The sequence below is a fragment of the Aeromonas sp. Y289-2 genome, from assembly GCF_027705925.1.
Taxonomy (GTDB): Bacteria; Pseudomonadota; Gammaproteobacteria; order Enterobacterales; family Aeromonadaceae; genus Aeromonas; species Aeromonas veronii.
In genome coordinates, this window is the sequence record NZ_JAPDCH010000007.1 from 79,659 (window position 1) to 98,426 (window position 18,768).

19 protein-coding genes are annotated in these 18,768 nt (G+C 53.8%); 3 read left to right on the top strand and 16 right to left on the bottom strand.

Features of this window, described 5'->3' with window-relative positions:
- Positions 1–7: 7 nt before the first annotated feature.
- Together OKC43_RS12325 and OKC43_RS12330 are read left to right on the top strand one after the other, a co-directional pair.
- Positions 8–691, top strand: a complete 684-nt coding sequence (locus tag OKC43_RS12325; RefSeq protein WP_236271922.1) for a pilus assembly FimT family protein — start codon at positions 8–10, stop codon at positions 689–691.
- Positions 692–789: 98 nt separating this feature from the next.
- Positions 790–1,317, top strand: coding sequence for a GspH/FimT family pseudopilin (locus OKC43_RS12330; protein WP_236271923.1), 528 nt, complete (start codon positions 790–792; stop codon positions 1,315–1,317).
- Positions 1,318–1,344: 27 nt separating this feature from the next.
- Here OKC43_RS12330 and tapY2 read toward each other — a convergent pair whose 3' ends face one another.
- The 12 genes from tapY2 to murJ form a co-directional block, all read right to left on the bottom strand.
- Entirely contained in the window at positions 1,345–1,626 is a 282-nt protein-coding gene (tapY2, locus tag OKC43_RS12335; RefSeq protein ID WP_043826141.1) for a type IVa secretion system protein TapY2, read from the bottom strand.
- The gene (locus tag OKC43_RS12340; RefSeq protein ID WP_236271924.1) at positions 1,623–5,285 is read right to left on the bottom strand and encodes a pilus assembly protein; all 3,663 of its coding nucleotides are present in this window, start codon (positions 5,283–5,285) and stop codon (positions 1,623–1,625) included. Before OKC43_RS12340 ends, tapY2 begins: the two co-directional genes overlap by 4 nt.
- Positions 5,286–5,295: 10 nt before the next feature.
- A complete protein-coding gene (tppD, locus tag OKC43_RS12345) occupies positions 5,296–5,733 on the bottom strand; it encodes a type IVa pilus pseudopilin TppD (protein WP_074042661.1) in 438 nt (145 codons plus the stop codon).
- Positions 5,730–6,725, bottom strand: a complete 996-nt coding sequence (locus OKC43_RS12350) for a PilW family protein (protein WP_074042660.1) — start codon at positions 6,723–6,725, stop codon at positions 5,730–5,732. Before OKC43_RS12350 ends, tppD begins: the two co-directional genes overlap by 4 nt.
- Positions 6,722–7,291, bottom strand: coding sequence for a type IV pilus modification protein PilV (gene pilV, locus OKC43_RS12355; protein ID WP_236271925.1), 570 nt, complete (start codon positions 7,289–7,291; stop codon positions 6,722–6,724). The genes OKC43_RS12350 and pilV overlap by 4 nt, the downstream gene beginning before the upstream one ends.
- Positions 7,292–7,293: 2 nt before the next feature.
- Positions 7,294–7,698 carry a type IV pilin protein gene (locus OKC43_RS12360; RefSeq protein WP_005348937.1) on the bottom strand — a complete coding sequence of 135 codons (405 nt, stop codon included), beginning with the start codon at positions 7,696–7,698 and terminating at the stop codon, positions 7,294–7,296.
- Positions 7,699–7,808: 110 nt separating this feature from the next.
- Positions 7,809–8,744, bottom strand: coding sequence for a 4-hydroxy-3-methylbut-2-enyl diphosphate reductase (gene ispH / locus OKC43_RS12365; RefSeq protein WP_058057986.1), 936 nt, complete (start codon positions 8,742–8,744; stop codon positions 7,809–7,811).
- Positions 8,744–9,196 carry an FKBP-type peptidyl-prolyl cis-trans isomerase gene (gene fkpB, locus OKC43_RS12370; RefSeq protein ID WP_236271926.1) on the bottom strand — a complete coding sequence of 151 codons (453 nt, stop codon included), beginning with the start codon at positions 9,194–9,196 and terminating at the stop codon, positions 8,744–8,746. Before fkpB ends, ispH begins: the two co-directional genes overlap by 1 nt.
- A complete protein-coding gene (lspA, locus tag OKC43_RS12375; protein ID WP_005340447.1) occupies positions 9,193–9,690 on the bottom strand; it encodes a signal peptidase II in 498 nt (165 codons plus the stop codon). The genes fkpB and lspA overlap by 4 nt, the downstream gene beginning before the upstream one ends.
- Positions 9,690–12,551 carry an isoleucine--tRNA ligase gene (gene ileS, locus OKC43_RS12380; RefSeq protein ID WP_236271927.1) on the bottom strand — a complete coding sequence of 954 codons (2,862 nt, stop codon included), beginning with the start codon at positions 12,549–12,551 and terminating at the stop codon, positions 9,690–9,692. Before ileS ends, lspA begins: the two co-directional genes overlap by 1 nt.
- On the bottom strand, positions 12,551–13,525 hold the full coding sequence (gene ribF / locus OKC43_RS12385) for a bifunctional riboflavin kinase/FAD synthetase (protein WP_139443034.1): 975 nt from the start codon (positions 13,523–13,525) through the stop codon (positions 12,551–12,553). Before ribF ends, ileS begins: the two co-directional genes overlap by 1 nt.
- 155 nt (positions 13,526–13,680) lie before the next feature.
- Positions 13,681–15,243, bottom strand: a complete 1,563-nt coding sequence (murJ, locus tag OKC43_RS12390) for a murein biosynthesis integral membrane protein MurJ (RefSeq protein WP_005348927.1) — start codon at positions 15,241–15,243, stop codon at positions 13,681–13,683.
- A 191-nt stretch (positions 15,244–15,434) separates the two neighbouring features.
- Here murJ and rpsT point away from each other — a divergent pair, with 191 nt between their 5' ends.
- The gene (rpsT, locus tag OKC43_RS12395; protein WP_005308808.1) at positions 15,435–15,698 is read left to right on the top strand and encodes a 30S ribosomal protein S20; all 264 of its coding nucleotides are present in this window, start codon (positions 15,435–15,437) and stop codon (positions 15,696–15,698) included.
- 49 nt (positions 15,699–15,747) lie between these two features.
- On the opposite strand, the gene OKC43_RS12400 is transcribed toward rpsT, so the two are convergent.
- The 4 genes from OKC43_RS12400 to nhaA are packed head-to-tail and all read right to left on the bottom strand — an operon-like array spanning position 15,748 to position 18,612.
- Complete coding sequence (locus OKC43_RS12400; protein WP_013724128.1) at positions 15,748–16,050, bottom strand: ArsR/SmtB family transcription factor; 303 nt, start codon at positions 16,048–16,050, stop codon at positions 15,748–15,750.
- A gap of 48 nt (positions 16,051–16,098) precedes the next feature.
- Positions 16,099–17,031, bottom strand: coding sequence for a transcriptional activator NhaR (nhaR, locus tag OKC43_RS12405; RefSeq protein ID WP_005340434.1), 933 nt, complete (start codon positions 17,029–17,031; stop codon positions 16,099–16,101).
- A complete protein-coding gene (locus OKC43_RS12410; protein WP_236271929.1) occupies positions 17,018–17,425 on the bottom strand; it encodes a hypothetical protein in 408 nt (135 codons plus the stop codon). The genes nhaR and OKC43_RS12410 overlap by 14 nt, the downstream gene beginning before the upstream one ends.
- The gene (gene nhaA / locus OKC43_RS12415; RefSeq protein ID WP_150390236.1) at positions 17,422–18,612 is read right to left on the bottom strand and encodes a Na+/H+ antiporter NhaA; all 1,191 of its coding nucleotides are present in this window, start codon (positions 18,610–18,612) and stop codon (positions 17,422–17,424) included. Before nhaA ends, OKC43_RS12410 begins: the two co-directional genes overlap by 4 nt.
- Positions 18,613–18,768: the final 156 nt, after the last annotated feature.

Below are 18,768 nucleotides of genomic sequence, written 5' to 3' on the forward strand. Positions count from 1 at the left end.
ATGCATCTTGTATTCGAAAATGATGGGGAATGATAAAGAAAAGGGGGGCAATCTGCCAGTTCAAGACAGGCGTAACCGTGTGACAGCAACCAGCGGGAAGGATAAGCTGTACATAGTCACGGAACGACAGGCCTTCGCAGATATGAAAAACGCCGGATTTACCCTGATGGAGTTGATAATAGCCATTGCGCTGGGCGTCATTCTGTTGGGGATTGGTATTCCTTCCCTCTCTAACCTGCTTGGCAGCAATAATTTGGCGACCCAGGAAAAGAACCTGCTAAACCACTTAAACTATGCGAGACAACATGCTATCTCCAACCAGCAGACCGTCACGCTTTGCCTGACCACCGTGACACTGAGTAATAACATTGCAGTCGAAGGTTGTATCCCTGCCAATCAGCGTGGAACTAACCGGCTACTCGCCTTTATCGATAGTAATGGCGACCTGAAGCTTAATGGTAACGAAGCAACTATTGCTGCCAGTCCAGAGTTTCCTGCAGAACTGACCATTTCCGCCGATGCACAGGCGCTGCGCTTCAACCCGGTCGGCACCATAACGGAAGTCCCGCCTGATGAAGCCAATATTGAAGTTATATTTTCGCTTTGTATTAGCGGTGAAAATAGTGTGACGATTAATGTAATGCATGCTGGACGTGCCCATAGCCAGGCAAGTGGTGCTGTATGTCCATGACCTGCGTTAACTACTGCGAAACACACACGAGCACAAAAGGATCCATTTCAATCCAATAGCTATGCTTAGAGTCTCCTTTGAACAAGGACTCATACGCTATGGCACGAAATGGATTTACCCTGCTTGAGTTTTTAATATCTGCAAGCCTGACAGCCATCCTGTTGACCTTGGGACTGCCGTCATTGGCAAATCTGCTGACATCTACCAACAGCGACATCTACACAAGAAACCTGCAGGACCACCTGATCTTCGGCCAACGGCAAGCTATCACACAGCAGCAACCCGTCACAGCCTGTCTTGCCATGCCTGTCATAAACTCCACAAAAGAAGGCTGTGTACTCGCAAATCAAACCGGCGCCCAGCGCATGCTTGTCTTTATCGACATCAATCAGGATCGCCAATTCGATATTGCAAGTGGCGATATCTTGTTATCAGCAACAGAACCCTTTCTTGAAAAACATACCGTGACGGCCAATCGACAATTTGTGCGATTCAGTCCAGATGGCACTGCGATTGGCACCAACATGACACTCCGGTTTTGTATCGACCAGGCCCCCCGAGTCGATATCATCGTTTCCCCATCCGGCAGAAGCAGAAGCGAAAAAAAGGGGCTGAGTTGTTCTTAGCCCCTTTACCCTACTCAATAACCAACGTTATCTGGGTTGGATTTCATCTTGTTTTTTTGCATCAGCCAGCGAAAAGGTGGCCGCCAAAGGAACGCACTCGATTACCTCTGTGACAAGATGCACCACCCCATCAATCTCATAACCTTTCTGTTTAAACACCCTGACCAGATTTGCCTTGCTCGTATCAGTTACCGGTTGCTGCAACACCATCTGCACGCCACCTTCCAGAGTGACATAACATTTTATGTCTTCCGTTTGGGCATGAACCAACAAGGGCAAGCCCACACACCAGAGCAGCATGCGTTTCATCCCTGTTCTCCTTCATAGAGATAGATTTTCTTGGGAGACATATCCATTTTTGCCTCTTCCGCACCTTGTGAGCATTCTCCTTCACCGGTACAGCGCTCAGGCTCTCCCTTCCCATCATCTTTGAGGATGACCTCCTTGCCCGGAGCACCACCTATAATCCTGATCCGGCCATCATCCCCACCATGAATAACCAGATCATCAGCAACCTTATTTTGCACCTCTACATAACGCTGAATAACTTCCTGATTGTTGCTATCCAGTACATATTTGAAAGAAGTGCCATAGTGCATATCAATCATATATTGGCGCATGGCACCGATCGATTGAATCGTACATTGTTGGAAGTCCTGTACCTGAGGCAGGAAGGAGGTGAAATAAAGCTTGCCTTGCAACACCAAACCAGCCCCCATTGATTTTTCACCGCTTTCATTGAGCCAGAATTTCCATCCCAACTTGCTGGTCAACGCCTTGGTGGTGTTTACAATCTGCTCTTCATTCAAACCCGTAAAGGGATCGCTGGTCACATCGTAGAGATCGTTCAGTGTGATACTTGATGGCACCGCTGGTTCAGACGTTGCCCCAAACAAGGTTGGATTAACATTGTAGTCACGTAGCATCACATACACATTTTGGGTTGTCGCCTCCGAGGAGGGGCGGTTTCTATCACCACTGCCTATCAATACGGCATCAAACGGACGCTCGCTGTAAAGATAATTTGTCCCATCATACTTCCAACCTTTATTGATGGTGCGCACCAATACGGGCTGGGTAAAGAAACGGCGATCATCTTCCAGCTTCTTGGCAGTTCCACTTAAATGTGCATTTCCCAAACTGGCAAACTTGATGGCCGTCCATTTGGATTTTTCTGTCCCCTTCATGTCGATGCGCCAGATCTGACCGCCGGTATCACCCGCATAAACCCGGTCAGATACACCATCTCCATCACTGTCCAGCACAGAAACAGCGCCTGGCATGCTATAAACCATGCCTGCAACCTGTTTGTTGGTTGCACTGGCCACATCTGGGGTAAAGCTTAACAACAGCGTGCCGGCCTCAGCATCCACGATATAAATACCCAACCCTTCACTGTCTTCAGCCCCCTGGCCCAAATAGCTCTTGGCCTGATCATAACCTCCAGAGAATATCAGGACTGGCTTATAGGTTTTTTTACCATTGGTTTCTGTGTAATAACCAGGAATGAACGCAACCTCGGGGATCGACCAAGTTTCGCCCAGGTTGCTGAAACCGGCGCTGTTTTTATCCAACCGCCACATAAGCGAAGGGGAGTCCGGATCGGATATATTCAACGCATAATAGGCCTTGCCACCACCGCGCAACCCGGTAAATAACCACACTTTGTCACCTTGTGACGACTTGATATGACCATCTTTGACTTGCTCATTGACCAGCACAGTGGGCGATGAATCTACACCATATAGATGAGCCGATGAATCCAGGTTTTCTCGCAGCGCTTTCTGATTGGCAATAAATTGATAGGGCATAACGGCCCAGCTTTCATCAACCGTGGTGCCGCTGTCTTTAAACATATGCAAGAAGCCGGCATTACTTCCCATCACAATGCGCAAGTCAGGTGTACATGTAGTCTGTCCTGTCGACTTTGTACAACCGTAGTTGATCACTAATGGCCGTGAATGCAACGGGTCACCAAGAATATGCTCCCGATTATCTGTTCTATCACCATCCTGATTCTCATCAAACGCATCAATACCCTTGGTCCAATTAAGCAGGTCATCCATGCTATCAGCACTATCAAGTTTCATGACAGTGCGTAGCTGCGTCGCCCCGCCTGCCATACCCTCAAGAGCAGACTTGCTAAAGGGAGTTAATGTATTAGTGGAAGGGGGAATAATATAAAGATTGCGATTGGTTTTAGCTGCCAGCATCTCTTGTACCCCACCCTCGGCAACCTTGTTACCATCACTGGTGGATGACCAATAGGTTCTTGCTGACTCAAGAATTGTTCCATCACTGGATATCGCAGGTAAGCCACTCTGATCGACTACATAACCCTTATCTGGATTCAGAACCAGCTTTTTAAGATTGCCCTTCCATCGTGGACCAGAACCAGGCTCAAACATTGCATAATAAATATTATTCAGACTGCGAGTACGGTCAAAGTTATTAGTGGCAATGGCGGGAGAGACCAACGAGGTATTCATTTTCAAGATAGCTAGCAATGATGATTTTAATGCTTCGTTAAGTTGGGTTGCATCGGTTGCTGGATAGTATTTACCCCCACCACGACGAGCGGTCTCTGCCAATAATGCACCGGCCCCCTTAATTGCTTCATCTCCAAAACCCACGGTGAATGTTGTGACTGTTTGTTTGCCTATAGCCGAGGTGTTTACATCATTGTTTTTCATATATCCGGCAAGTGCAGCAAGATAGCTTTTTTCACCAGAAGACCCATAACTAACCAAGCCGCCATAAGCAACCTTATCCTCTGTAGATAACGTGCTGATCAGGTTGGCGACAAGGGAATCTGCTGCTTTATCATTGGTTGGTTCACCATCTGTCATATAGATGATATAACCATTATTGGAACATTTATCATAGGGGGGTTTATATATACCCGATGTTACTTCAGCATTGCTATCCCGCTTTGGAGTACGATTTACATCATCGTCACCAAAGTACACCCCCAAACCGCCAAAGTATCTATATGATTCATATAGTGTTTCACATAAGGGAGTCCAAGTGTCAGAGCTCAAACTATTTACCTTGTCAATCAAATCCTGCGCACCGCTTTTACCAGAGGTGAGGATGGCATCGTTACCTACAATATTGCGGATTATTCTTCCGCCATTTCTACTACCTGGTTCATTGCCATCATTGTAGTTAAAAACAGCCAGACCAAAATCGACAGCTGGCGTAGCCAAAACCAGTTCTTTGACTGCATCCTGAGCAACTTTCAATCGAGTTTGTGTTGACACACCTGTACTACCGTAATACCAACGGACATAATTTGCCGTAAATAATGAGATCTGGGTAGAACTACCACTAGCAAGAGCATTGGCTACATTTGATGTGTAAAACCAGCTTCCCGTTGTGCGATTTGGCTTGTCAACGGGATAACCATCAACAATATATGTTGAATATGGACCTGAATATTGATTGTTTGCGTTTTTCTCATCAATATCTTGCTGGCAATCTGCAATTATTATACTGTAAATATCAAAATCATTTAGAGAACGCCAACGCCCCTTTCTATTTTTATCATATATTTCATATCCCCAAACTCGTGACTGAAATCGGCCCACATTATTTAGAGGGCCTTTAGATGTCGCACATGCATTTAAATTCTCACTAAAACGTTTGGTACTGTTGATAGTGGGAACTTTTCCATCACTGGAGAAATAGATGAAGCGATTACTATTATTAACATCTGGATCATTAGCCAATGATGGATAACTTATCGATGAGTCATAAGGCTCTTTAGCAACTTCGGTTGTATTTTTCATACTCCCCGAGTTATCGAAAATAAAGAGCACCTTAGGGCGGAAGTCCCCCGCCTTGGCAAAGTCATAAATAAACAACTCGGTATCATCGGAATAACCAGTACCTACCGCCAAAGATCCCCCTGATATTCCGCAACACAATACCAGCAAGCTTGTAAACAAACAGTTCCTTATGTTCATCACCCGCTCCCTAATTGGCACTGAGCAAGGGTTGTTCTACCCCGGCAGTAAAGGTCATTTGGCTATTCACCTTGCCATAAGCACTGGATGTGGTGGCTTCAGCATAACGACAAGCTGGCGTTACATTCTGGCTACTGGCTTCAAATTTTCGTTTGCATACACTTTCTGTATTGACTGTCAAAGTAGTAGCAGGAGTGGTAGTGCCTATTGCCGCCGAAGTACCAATTGCCTGCGTTGCAATTTGTGTTGAGAGAGAAGTATCGCTCAATGCAGACTCCAGAGTACCTTCAACTTCGTGCTCCGCTCGTTGCAAACTGGCACTAGAACCCGCCATCTTCAGACTCATACCACTGGATTGCATGACGACTACCGCAATCAGAGTCAAGGGAACCAGAATAACCAGTGCAACAATCAATGCTACACCCTGGTTTTTTTTAACCAATCTCATGTTCCACCTCGGGTGGTTATTTGTTGATTGCGTAATGCAATACTGCTTTCCAAGAGCAGACGGCGATAACCATCACCACCACCATTAACCGTAATATTACCGAGTTGATAGCTATTGTTATTCTTATAGCGACTTGATTCCCGAGCGGCTCTAATCAGTAAGAAAAGCCGAGCCCCCAATACTCGCCCCTCATTCCAGCGCTGTGTTGTCATTTGGTCCGTTGACATATATCTGTCTATGCGTCCATCAGGGATCAAGGAATCGTCAACACCATACATCAGCACCATATGTTCAACGCCCTCAGCCATAGCGCCACCAATCAGAGCAGAGCCACCATTGACGGTCAAATAGCGCTTGCGTAAAACAGGAATACCATCTTCTTGTGATAGGTAATAAATGTAGTGCTGGTATTCCCAGATCTGGCTCTCATTATTGGCACCAAAGAGTGGTCTGGTTTCGCTTCCCTTGATGACTCTCGCCTCCTGACTATTGGTTGCCATATAAAAGCGGTTTGTATCCAATCCCTCTGATGCTGGTATAGGACGCCCTACCAGTCGCTTGATACTGATTACATCGGAGTTTGCCACTCGATCGTTGGCATCAATACAAGTAAAACCACTCAATCCTTTGCTTGCGGAAACCCGTGAAACCCAAAGTCCGCGAATTGGCCCAAGAGGTGATGGCAAACTACCGACAGAGCGCTCATCCAGACAATCACTGGCTGATAAAATGGTACTGCCAGTGCTCAGCGACAGTGAGGAGCCAACTTGTGTTGACTGGCCGGTATAAGCTCCAAAAAAACCAGCCCATTTGATATCCTGGCTAATCAGTCGAATGGCCAATCGACCATTTTCCTGTAATTCACTTTGATCAAAGGCATCTTCAGAGCTGGAGCGAGACATCACAAAAACTGTGAATACCCCCGCCAACAAAAATAAACCGAGCAGCATAGCGACCAGCCACTCTACCAGCGTGAAACCGCGAGAATTCATAAAGTCGTCGTCAGAATAAACTGGCGCCTCGAAAGATTATTTGTTGTCGAGAGTTGACACTCATTGATCAGCGTTGCTGCGGCGGCGGCAGCCCCCCCATCAGATATCTCTTGTTTGCCAGCCCAGAATATCCCGACAGCCAATACATTATTGGCCCGCCGCACCACGCAGCCTATCGGTGAATTCAAGGAAGATGCCGCCCCCGAAACACTGGCCCCAAGCAGGGCTTGTTGCCAGTAGTGAAGGTCGGCGTTACGTAAATCTGCAGCACTGCACGCGCTGATTGTGCCATCTGCGGCGGCGCATGTCGGACGTGGCAAGTTGGCGGCAAGATTAACGGTCACTGCACCGGATGCGGTCCAGCTATCACGATTTATCCGTACTCGTTCGACCATATCGTTAGCCAACCAGCTGGCAATCGTGCGCTGACGAGCTTCATAACTGGCAAATTTGGAATGGGTTTGCAAAGCAACCAGACCAAGCAGCCCCAACGACAGGATTACTGCTGTGATCATCACCTCCAGCAGGCTGAATCCTCTCTCATGTGATGAAACATGAATGGCCATGGCTATTCCCAACAGCTATTGCTAGCTGCACCAGAGGCACTTTTGACGCCCAACTGATTAATCGAAAACACCGTGCAATCGGTATCTTTGGCTTGGGCCGTCGCCGCGCCAGCACTAGCTGACAAGGTGTAGGTGTTACCTGATACGGCAATGGATAATTGATACAGGCCATTCTCAGATGCACTACTGATACCAAGAGCAGCAGCAGAGGATGCATACTGATTGAAATCCATAAAATAGGTTTCTTGCCGATTGGCTGCATTGAGCAGCATGGCCTTGGCTTCGACACGATGACTGGTCAGCACATATTGCTGATAGGCGGGATAAGCGATGGTGCCAAGAATCGCCACGATGGCGATGACAATCATCAACTCAATAAGAGAAAAACCACGAAAGTATCCAATCATACCCCATCCTTGGTGACAGACTGCTTCATAAGTTTAACGCCGAGCCTGTCTCTTGAACAAACCCGGCGTCATTATCAACACACTTTATTCTTAAGCCTTCCTGGCTGCACTCAAATTATTCTAAGTTCGGGAGGAACCTCAAAGACTACGTTCTCTTCACGGCCAGGATGCTCGGCGACCACCTTGCCTCCCAGCTCCCGCAGGCGGGCAATCACGTTTTGCACCAGCACCTCGGGGGCTGATGCACCTGCAGTGACGCCAATCGCCTTCACGCCTTCCAGCCAGCTCGCCTCGATCATCGACGCATCGTCGATAAGATAGGCTCTGGCGCCCACCTTCTCGGCCAGCTCACGCAGACGGTTGGAGTTGGAGGAGTTGCGAGACCCCACCACCAGCATGGCGTCCACCAGCCCCGCCATCTCCCGCACCGCATCCTGACGGTTTTGGGTGGCGTAGCAGATATCGTCCTTGCGCGGCCCCTGGATCTTGGGGAAGTGCTTGCGCAGCGCATCGATCACGTCAGAGGTCTCATCCACACTCAGAGTGGTCTGGGTAACGAAGCAGAGGTCATCCGGATTCTTCACCTTGAGCTTGGCGACATCTTCCGGTGTCTCCACCAAATACATGCCGCCTTCGCGATTCTCGTATTGCCCCATGGTCCCGATCACCTCGGGGTGGCCAGCATGACCGATAAGCACAGCTTCGGAGCCCTTGCGACTGGCGCGATGGACTTCCATGTGAACCTTGGTCACCAGCGGACAGGTGGCATCAAATACCTTGAGGGCGCGGGACTTGGCCATCTCACGCACTGTTTTGGCCACGCCGTGAGCAGAGAAGATGACGATGCTGTCATCCGGCACCTCGTCCAGCTCCTCGACGAAGACAGCACCCGCCTCTTTCAGCTTGTTCACCACATACCGGTTATGCACCACTTCGTGGCGGACATAGATGGGGGCACCGAACTTCTCCAGCGCGCTCTCGACAATGCTGATGGCGCGATCGACACCGGCGCAAAAACCGCGAGGGTTAGCGAGCAGAATATCCATTAATGCACCTTCTCCTTATCATCAACACCCAGGATCTCCACCTCGAAGGTGACGGTATGACCGGCCAGCGGGTGGTTGAAATCGACCGTCACCGACATCCCGGCTACCGCCCGGATGATGCCCGGCAGCTCGCTGCCATTGGGCTGATCGAACAGGATGATGGTGCCGACTTTTGGCTCCACATCGGCGCCAAATTTGGCACGGTCGAGATGGTAGATATTGTCGGGATTGGAGAGACCAAAGGCCTCTTCCGGCGCCAGAGTAAAACTCTTGCTCTCCCCTTCGCACAGGCCCAGCAGACACTGCTCGAAGGTGGGGGTCAGGCTGCCATCGCCCATCCGCAGGCGGGCTGGTTTGCCGTGCAGCGCCGTGCTGTCGGCAACCGAGCCATCTTCCAGCTTGATGGAGAAGTGGAACAGCACGCTGCTGTTAGCGGTGATCTGCTGGCTCATGCCTGCTCCTTTTTCTCACCACGGAAACCGTCCAGCACAATCATGGCGGCCCCGATAAAGATAAAGCTGTCGGCCAGATTGAATGCCGGCCAGTGCGCACGCTGCCAGTAGAAATCGAGGAAATCGACCACATGGCCCAGCACCAGTCGATCAAAGACGTTGCCGAGGGCGCCGCCGATGATGAGTGAATAGGCGATACCGCTCCAACGCTGGGTCACCGACTGCTTGCGCAGCCAGTGGATCAGCAATCCACAGATGGCAAAAGCCAGCACCGCGAAGAACCAGCGCTGCCAGCCCCCCTGATCAGCCAGAAAGCTGAATGCGGCGCCCTTGTTGTAGACGTGAACCAGATTGAAGAAGGGGGTGATCTCCACCCCCGGGTAACCAAATGGCAGCAACTTGACCACGGCGAGCTTGCTCGCCTGGTCCAGTACAAAGGCCAGCACTGCCAGCCACAGCCAACGCAGGCCGCTTTTATGTTGAGTCATGTTCATCAGGCAAATTGACGCGTTTCGCCGTCACCCTCAACGTTGGTCACACAGCGACCACAGATCTCTTCGTGACCCGCGATAGTGCCCACATCTTCTACATGGTGCCAGCAGCGGTCGCACTTGGCGGCGGCAGACTGGGCAACGCTCAGCCACAGGTCATCACGCTCGGTTGCCACAGAGCCTTCCGGCGCAGTGTCAGCCTCAACAACCTTGGCTTTGGAGGTGAGCAGCACGAAACGCAGCTCATCAGCCAGGGCATTCAGGCGTGCAGCCAGCTCCGGCTTGGCGAACAGGGTCAGTTCGGCCTGCAGGGAACCGCCGATACGCTTCTCGCCACGGGCCACTTCCAGCGCCTTGTTCACTTCACCACGCACGGTGAGGATCTCGGCCCAGAAATCGTCGTTGAGGGTTTCACCCGCTTCCAGCCCGAACAGGCCGTCGTACCACTCTTCGGTGAAGACGAACTCGCCGCGCTCACCCGGCAGCAGTGCCCAGATTTCATCGGCGGTGAAGCTCATGATCGGCGCCATCCAGCGCACCATGGCCTCGGCAATGTGATAGAGGGCGGTCTGGCAGGAGCGACGGGCCAGGCTGTCAGCCTTGGCGGTGTACTGGCGATCCTTGATGACATCCAGATAGAAGGAGCCCATCTCGATGGAACAGAACTGCATCAGCTTCTGGGTTACGCCATGGAAGTTGTACTCGTCGAATGCCGCCATGATCTCGGCCTGTACCGCCTTGGCACGGCCCACGGCCCAGCGATCCACCACTACCATGTCGGCAGGTGCCACCATGTCGGTCGCCGGATTGAAGCCGTTCAGGTTGGCCAGCAGGAAGCGGGCAGTGTTGCGAATACGACGATAAGCATCGGCAGAGCGCTTGAGGATCTCGTCCGAGACAGTCATCTCGCCGGTGTAGTCAGTGCTCGCTACCCACAGACGCAGGATGTCGGCACCCAGCTTGTTCATCACGTCCTGCGGGCTGACCACGTTGCCGATGGACTTGGACATCTTGCGACCCTGACCATCCACGGTGAAGCCGTGAGTCAGCACCTGGTTGTAGGGAGCCTTGTCTTTCATGGCCACACCGATCATCAGGGAGGACATGAACCAGCCACGGTGCTGGTCAGAGCCTTCCAGATACATGTCGGCTGGCTTACCGTTAAACTCGGGACGGGCATCAACCACGGAAGCGTGGGTAGAACCGGAGTCGAACCAGACGTCGAGGGTATCAGGCACTTTCTCGTAGTTGTCGGCATCGGCACCCAGCAGCTCGGCCTTGTCCAGATCCCACCATGCCTGAATGCCGGACTGCTCGACCCGCTTGGCGACTTCGTGCATCAGGCGCACGGATTCCGGGTGCAGTTCCTGGGTCTCTTTATGGACGAACAGGGAGATGGGCACACCCCAGGTGCGCTGACGGGAGATACACCAGTCAGGACGGTTCTCGACCATCGCCTGAATGCGGTTTTTACCCCAAGCCGGTACCCAGCCGCTCTGGCCTTGCTGGGCAATACCGTCCTTCTCGATGCGCTCGATCTCTTCCAGTGCGCGCTTGCGCAGACCCTTCTGCTCCATGCTGATGAACCACTGTGGAGTAGCACGGAAGATGATCGGGGTCTTGTGACGCCAGCAGTGCGGATAGGAGTGGTTGAACACCTTGTGGTGCAGCAGGGCGCCGCGCTCGGTCAGCACTTCGATCACGGAGGCATTGGCCTTGAACACATGCTGGCCGGCAAACAGTTCGGTATCCGGCAGGTAAACACCGTTGCTGCCAACCGGGTTGGCCACTTCCAGACCGTACTTCTGACCGACCACGAAGTCTTCCTGACCGTGGCCAGGGGCGGTGTGTACGGCGCCGGTACCGGCATCCAGGGTGACGTGATCACCCAGAACCACCGGCACATCGAAGCTGTAGAAGGGGTGGTTGAAGCGCAGCAACTCGAGCGCGGCGCCCTTGGCATAGCCCAGATTGTGGAACTTCTCGATACCGGCGCGATCCATCACATCCTTGACCAGCTCGGCGGCCAGGATCAGACGCTCGGGGTGCTCACTTTCAACCTGCACCAGTGCGTAATCCAGATCGGCGTGCATGGCGATGGCGCGGTTGGCTGGCAGGGTCCACGGAGTGGTGGTCCAGATCACCGCAGAGATCGGACCCTTGCCGGTGTGGCCTTCGGCGCAGTCAAACTTGGCGGCAACGGTCGCCTCATCAACAGCCTTGAAGCGCACATCGATGGAGGGGGAGTTTTTGTCGTAGTACTCCACCTCGGCTTCAGCCAGTGCGGAGCCACAATCGGTACACCAGTGCACCGGTTTGGAACCTTTGTGCAGGTGGCCGTTTTCAACGATCTTGGCCATGGAGCGGATGATGTTGGCTTCGGTGCCAAAATCCATGGTCAGGTAGGGATGTTCCCAGTCGCCCAGCACACCCAGACGGATGAAGTCGGTCTTCTGCGCTTCGATCTGGGTCTTGGCGTATTTGCGGCACTCGGCGCGGAATTCGGCAGCGGAAACCTTCTCGCCCGGCTTGCCGACCATGCCTTCCACTTTCAGTTCGATAGGCAGACCGTGGCAATCCCAACCCGGCACATAGGGGGAATCGAAACCGGAGAGGCCCTTGGACTTGATGATGATGTCTTTGAGGATCTTGTTGACCGAGTGACCGATGTGAATGTTGCCGTTCGCATAGGGGGGGCCATCATGCAGAATGAAAGAAGGCTTGCCCGCTTTGGCGCGGCGAATAGCGCCGTAGAGATCCTGATCGTACCAACGTTTCAGCATGTTGGGTTCGCGCTTGGCCAGATCGCCACGCATCGGAAACTCGGTTTCCGGAAGATTCAGGGTGTGTTTATAGTCGCTCATCAGTCCTGGGTTCCCTTCTTTTCTAAAAGAGTGCTGGGTAAATTGAATTGTGGCAGCCCGAACCAGGCTCGGGCCGCCAGGGCATCTCGTTCGATCTGCTCTTTCAAGGCAGTGAAAGAGGCAAACTTCTGCTCTTCGCGCAGCTTGTGGCGAAGCAGCACCTTGACCTGCTGACCATATAGATCACCAGAAAAATCAAATAGATGTACTTCCAATCTGGCTTGTGTACCGCTCAAGGTCGGCCGTACACCCACATTGGCTACACCGGGGAAGGTCTTGCCGGAACATATCACTTCCACCGCAAACACGCCACCGACCGGGATCACCTGACGCTTGAGGGCCAGATTGGCGGTGGGAAAACCTATGGTGCGCCCCAGCTTGTCGCCGTGAGCCACCCGGCCGCTGATGGTGTAGGGGCGGCCAAGCATCAGCTCCACCTCCGCCATCCGGCCCGCTTTCAGGGCCTCGCGTACGAGGGTGCTGCTGACCCGCTGCCGTTCGAGCTGGAAGCTCTGGGTACTGATCACCTCAAAGCCGAAGCGATGACCCGCCTCCTCCAGCAGGTGGAAATCCCCTTCCCGCCCCTTGCCGAAGCGAAAATCATCGCCGACCACCAGATAGCGCACCCCGAGCTTCTCCACCAGCAACTGCTCGATGAAGGTCGAGGCCGCCTGCTCGGCAAAACGGTGGCTGAAGCGCACGCAGAGCATGCGATCGATATGCAGCCCCTGCAGCGCTTCGTACTTTTCCCGCAACCGGCTCAGGCGCGCCGGCGCCTCGCTACCGGCAAACAGCTCCAGCGGCTGCGGCTCAAACAGCATGACGCAGGCGGGCAATCCCAGCTGGGCCGCTTTCTCCTTGAGACGTGCCAATACCGCATGGTGACCCTGATGAACCCCATCAAAGTTGCCAATGGTTAATACACATCCCCGGTGACGGGGCTTGAGATTGTGAATGCCGCGAATAAGCTCCATCAGTGCCTTGTGCGTTGCTGCCATGGAAATCGGCGGATTATATATCAGGCAGCAGGCAGGGTCAGCCCTCATAGCCTGATTTCAACTATCCGGGCCCAGTCCCGCCCATCTGCGGCGCCATGAGGCACTGTCCCCATGGCGCCGCAGGATCACGGCTACTGCTGCCCCGATTTAAGGTGACGCGGCCGAATGCCCAGCAGCAGCAACACCACGGCATAGACCGCAGCCCCCAGCGACAGCAGCATGGTCAGCTGCAAACTGGCCTTGCCCATGCTCCATGCGCCCCACTGAGCCAAATCTGGCGACAGATAGGCGAGCACGCCCCCCATCAGCACGCTGGCGACCAGCAGCTTGAGGCAGAACACGCCAGTATGGCGGGAGGGACGATAGACGCTCTGCTGGTACAACCCCTTGAACAGCAAGGCCGCATTCAGAGTGCCCGAGCAGGCGGTCGAGAGCGCCAGCCCCACGTAACCGAGCGGGTAGATAAAGATGAGGTTGCAGACCATGTTGGCAATCATCGACATCACCCCGATCCGCACCGGCGTCTTGGTGTCCTGACGGGCGTAGTAACCGGGTGCCAGCACCTTGATCAGCATCAGGGAGAGCAGACCGGTAGTGGAGGCCAGCAGGCTCGCGCTCGACATGCTCACTTCATGCAGGCCGAACTCGCCGCGCATGAACAGCACTCGCAAAATGGGCTCGCGCATCACCGCAATGCCTATCATGGCGGGCAGGCCGAGCAGCATTACCATCCGCACCCCCCAATCCATGGTGCGGGAGAAGTCGGCCGGATCGGCATCCACATGCTTCTTGGCCAGCGCAGGCAGGATCACGGTACTGATGGCTACCGCAAACAGCCCTAGGGGGAACTCCAGCAGGCGATCCGAGTAGTAGAGGTAACTAATGGCACCGGTCGCCAGGAAAGAAGCCAGCATGGTGTTGACCAGCAGATTGATCTGGCTGACCGAAACCCCGAACAGGGCGGGGATCATCAGGGTGCGGATCTTCACCACCCCAGGGTGATTCCATCCCCACTTGGGCCACACCAGCATGTTGATTTGGCGCAAAAAGGGGTACTGGAACAAAAACTGCACCAAACCGCCCAAAAAGACACCAATCGCCAGCGAGATCTCAGGTTTGTCCATCAGTGGCGCAATCCACCAGGCCGCCGCAATCATAGTGATGTTGAGAAACACCGGCGTAAACGACGAGACCGCAAAGCGGCCGAAGGTGTTGAGGATAGCCCCCGCCATGGCGGTAAAGGTGATGAACCAGAGGTAAGGGAAGGTGATTTTGAGCATCAGACTGGCGAGCTCGAACTTCTCGGCCGCAGGGCCGCCATGCAGCCAGTCCCAGAACCAGCCCCAGCCAAACAGCGCGGTCAGCACACCAGACCCCAGCACACCGAGCAGGGTGACCACAGTCACTATCCCCCCCAGCGTGCCCGCTACCGCCGCCAGCAATTCACGCACCTCCCCCTCGTCGCCATTTTTCTTGTACTCCGTCATCACGGGAACAAAGGCCTGGTTGAAGGCACCTTCGGCGAACAGACGACGCAGAAAGTTGGGAATGCGATTGGCAAAAAAGAAGACGTCGGCGGCCACCCCGGCACCGAGCAGATTTGCGATGACCACATCGCGAACCAAGCCCATTACGCGGGATGCCAGCGTCATTCCGGACACTATCATGCCGGATTTGATCAATTTCTTACTCAAGACGAGGCCTCTGGAACTGTCAGAATGAAAAGAATGCTGCTAGAATCGGCCGACAGTTTAACCGTCTCCCTACTGACACACCACCGGGAGGCGGTGTTTATTTGCACAAATCATTTGACAATATGTGGTTGGAAGGGCATATTTCCGGGCCTTTTCAATACACTCGCTAAGACAGTTTTAGGAGTTTTACCTTGGCTAACATCAAATCTGCTAAGAAGCGCGCTCTTCAGTCAGAAAAACGCCGTCAGCACAACGCCAGCCGTCGTTCCATGACCCGTACCTACCTGAAGAAAGTCATTGCTGCTATCGCCTCTGGCGACAAAGCTGCTGCGACTGCCGCTTTCGCTGTTGCTCAGCCGATCATGGATCGTATGGCGACCAAAGGCCTGATCCACAAGAACAAAGCAGCTCGTCACAAGAGCCGCCTGTCTGCCCAGATCAAAGCTATGGCTTAATCAGCGTCTGCTGATCAAAGCTGAAAAAACCGGCCTTAGTGCCGGTTTTTTATTTATCTGCGCTGCAATAAAGTCGATGCAGCAAACTGATCATTTCACGCACCTCATGGCTGCGCAGCGAATAGTAGACCGTCTGGGCCTCTTTGCGCGTTGTCACCAGCTCATCCCGCCGCAGCAGCGCAAGATGCTGTGACAAGGCCGACTGACTCAATCCCAATCGCTCGTTGAGCTCCCCCACCGACAGCTCCCGCTCCAGCAACTGGCACAGAATAAACAGCCGCCGTTCGTTGGCCAGCGCCTTGAGCAAGGCCACCGCTTTACTCGCATTGGCTTCCATCTCTTCAAGTTGCATCACATCTCTCCTCTACCACTCGCCGATGATACGTGGTGACGGGCCGTTTTAAAACGACAGGGTGGCAGGCTGGATGGCGGAGAAGTTCTCCTGGCCGGAAAAGAGAAAGGTAAAATCGCTCTCGCAGACCCGCTTCACCGCCGGATGCTGGATCATCCGCTCGGCGAAGATGACGTAATACTCCTCCATCAGATCCTGGGTTTCCCCGATCAGCATCACCCCCTCCCCCTCAAGGATCTCCTCCCGATAGATGGTGGGAGCCATGAAAATCCCCTGATTGAAGAAGCCAAACGCCTTCATCAAGGCGGCATCATCAAACTCGCCAAGAATGCTGGGGGAGACCCCCTGCTGCTCGAACCACTGGGTCAGCTGACGCCCCATGGCGGTACGGCGACCGGGGATCAGCAGCTTGCGCTCCTCCAGACAAGCGGGAAAGGGCTTTTCGGGCAGCGGCGCCTTGCAGAAGAAGCTGACGCCACAACCGCCGAGCCGCTTGGATAACAGGCCCGCATGCTGGCTGGAGTCCACTGGACAGTCGGAGAGGATCATATCGAGCTTGTGTTCGCTCAGCTGTTCCAGCAGCAGTTCGTGGGTCGATTCGAAACAGCGCAGATGGATGGAGCCATCATTGGGGATGACAGAGAGAAGCACGCGGCTGGCAAGGCGCTTGGAGAGGGCATCGGCGATGCCGACGTCGAACAGGATCTGGCTCTCCTTGCGGTAGTTGACGATATCGAGCATCTCGTAGGAGAGGCTGAACATCTTGTCGGCATAGCGAAACACCAGTTGACCCAGCTCGGTCGCCTCTAGGGAGCGCCCCTTGCGTTTGAGCAGCTTGCCACCGAGGCGCTGCTCCAGCAGCTTGATCTGGCCGGTGACGGTTTGCGGGGTCAAAAAAAGGGCTTCCGCTGCCTGGGTAACGGAGCCCTTCTTCTGAGTCATCCAGAAATAGTAGAGATGGTTGTAGTTAAGGTGTGACATCCGATGGGGTTCCCGCTTGACGCGGACTCCGGTAGCAGCTGAGTTCAACCGCCAGAATGTCATACATGTCGCTAATCGAGTCAACCTTGTTCGCGCCAAACTGCTCCATCAGACTTGCCTTGAGGCGTGCCTTGTCAGGCATCCGGTCAGCGCAATAACGCTTGTTGGAGCGCTTGACCATCTCGCCAGCCCGGCTGCTTAGCGCCCGCTCGGAGAAGGTCTCGCCAAAGCGCGCCTTGGCCTGCTTGTCCCCCAGCAGCAGGGCGCTGTCTACCACCCCGTTGAGATAGGCAGAGCAGTTCGCCGAAGTGGCGTCCTGCTTGCAATCCTCCAGCCCGCCGGCCCATGCCGCGGGGCTCAACAACAGCATCAACAACCCTGTATGCAGCTTCATAGTCCCTCCGTACTCTGTTCCCCTTCTCCCTTGGGAAGGGCCATGCGCAAGGCCAGATAGCCGACTACCGCCGCCATGGTGGAGCCCACTAGGATCCCGAGGCGAGAGTAGCTGCCGTAATCCAGCCCACCGTGCTCGAAGGCGAGAGACGCGATAAACATCGACATGGTGAATCCGATGCCACAGAGGATGCTGACCGCAAAAATCTGCTTGAAGTTGACCCCGGGCGGCAACTGGGCGATGCCCAGCTTGACCGACAGCCAGCTGATGGTGAACACCCCGAGCGGCTTGCCGATAAACAGCCCCAGCATGATCCCCATAGGCACCGGACTCAGCAGGGAGGAGAGACCAATCCCTTCCAGCGATACCCCGGCGTTGGCAAAGGCAAACAGCGGCAGGATCAGATAGGCACTCCAGGGGTGCAGTTGATGCTCCAGATACTTGAGCGGCGAGGCGTAACGCTTGCCGTTAAGCGGAACCATAAAGCCCACCACTACACCCGCCAGGGTCGCATGGACGCCAGACTTGAGCACCGCAACCCAGAGCACCAGACCAATCAACATGTAGAAGCTGATCCTGTCTTCACCACGGCGATTCATCCAAAGCAGAGTGAGGGTTGCCAGAATACCGATGGCCAGCGCCTCAAGCGACAGCTGCTGGGTATAGAAGAGCGCGATGATGATGATGACACCCAGGTCATCCATGATGGCCAGCGCCAGCAGGAATACTTTCAGGCTCACCGGCACCCGCTTGCCAAGCAGCGCCATCACCCCGAGGGCAAAGGCGATATCGGTCGCAGCCGGGATCGCCCAGCCAGCGCGCGCCACTTCATCCGAATAGTTGAAAAAGGCGTAGATCAAGGCCGGAGCCAGCATGCCGCCCACCGCCGCAATAGCCGGGAAAGTCGCCTGAACCCGGGTCGAGAGCGCCCCTTCCAGCATTTCACGCTTCACTTCCAGACCAACCAGCAGGAAGAAGATCGCCATAAAGCCATCGTTGATCCAGAGCAGCAGCGGCTTGTTAATGTCGAGGGCCGCGATGCGCACCTGCACCGGCGTATCGAGAAACGCCTGATACCCGCCAGCCAGCGCGGTATTGGCTAAAATCATTGCCAGCATGGCAGCCATGATCAGAATAATTCCGGAGGCGGCCTCCAGCTTCAGGAACTTTTTGATTACGTCACTCATGGTTAAATTTTCCACCGTATTGCTTTGGTTTGAGTCTATCCCTTGCAACAACCAATGGAAAATCGTTTCTTGCTGCTCAATACAACGAAAAAACCGAAGGCAAAATAGAACATACCTGCTATAAGCAGGTTTTTCCTCGTCTCTGGCTACCGTCTT

What these genes read in the sequence shown, in the direction of transcription:
- OKC43_RS12330 (WP_236271923.1), top strand. Translation starts at nt 790, where the DNA reads ATGGCACGAAATGGATTTACCCTGCTTGAGTTTTTAATATCTGCAAGC.
- tapY2 (WP_043826141.1), bottom strand. Translation starts at nt 1,626, where the DNA reads ATGAAACGCATGCTGCTCTGGTGTGTGGGCTTGCCCTTGTTGGTTCAT.
- OKC43_RS12340 (WP_236271924.1), bottom strand. Translation starts at nt 5,285, where the DNA reads ATGAACATAAGGAACTGTTTGTTTACAAGCTTGCTGGTATTGTGTTGC.
- tppD (WP_074042661.1), bottom strand. Translation starts at nt 5,733, where the DNA reads ATGAGATTGGTTAAAAAAAACCAGGGTGTAGCATTGATTGTTGCACTG.
- OKC43_RS12350 (WP_074042660.1), bottom strand. Translation starts at nt 6,725, where the DNA reads ATGAATTCTCGCGGTTTCACGCTGGTAGAGTGGCTGGTCGCTATGCTG.
- pilV (WP_236271925.1), bottom strand. Translation starts at nt 7,291, where the DNA reads ATGGCCATTCATGTTTCATCACATGAGAGAGGATTCAGCCTGCTGGAG.
- OKC43_RS12360 (WP_005348937.1), bottom strand. Translation starts at nt 7,698, where the DNA reads ATGATTGGATACTTTCGTGGTTTTTCTCTTATTGAGTTGATGATTGTC.
- ispH (WP_058057986.1), bottom strand. Translation starts at nt 8,744, where the DNA reads ATGGATATTCTGCTCGCTAACCCTCGCGGTTTTTGCGCCGGTGTCGAT.
- fkpB (WP_236271926.1), bottom strand. Translation starts at nt 9,196, where the DNA reads ATGAGCCAGCAGATCACCGCTAACAGCAGCGTGCTGTTCCACTTCTCC.
- lspA (WP_005340447.1), bottom strand. Translation starts at nt 9,690, where the DNA reads ATGAACATGACTCAACATAAAAGCGGCCTGCGTTGGCTGTGGCTGGCA.
- ileS (WP_236271927.1), bottom strand. Translation starts at nt 12,551, where the DNA reads ATGAGCGACTATAAACACACCCTGAATCTTCCGGAAACCGAGTTTCCG.
- ribF (WP_139443034.1), bottom strand. Translation starts at nt 13,525, where the DNA reads ATGGAGCTTATTCGCGGCATTCACAATCTCAAGCCCCGTCACCGGGGA.
- OKC43_RS12400 (WP_013724128.1), bottom strand. Translation starts at nt 16,050, where the DNA reads ATGCAACTTGAAGAGATGGAAGCCAATGCGAGTAAAGCGGTGGCCTTG.
- nhaR (WP_005340434.1), bottom strand. Translation starts at nt 17,031, where the DNA reads ATGTCACACCTTAACTACAACCATCTCTACTATTTCTGGATGACTCAG.
- OKC43_RS12410 (WP_236271929.1), bottom strand. Translation starts at nt 17,425, where the DNA reads ATGAAGCTGCATACAGGGTTGTTGATGCTGTTGTTGAGCCCCGCGGCA.
- nhaA (WP_150390236.1), bottom strand. Translation starts at nt 18,612, where the DNA reads ATGAGTGACGTAATCAAAAAGTTCCTGAAGCTGGAGGCCGCCTCCGGA.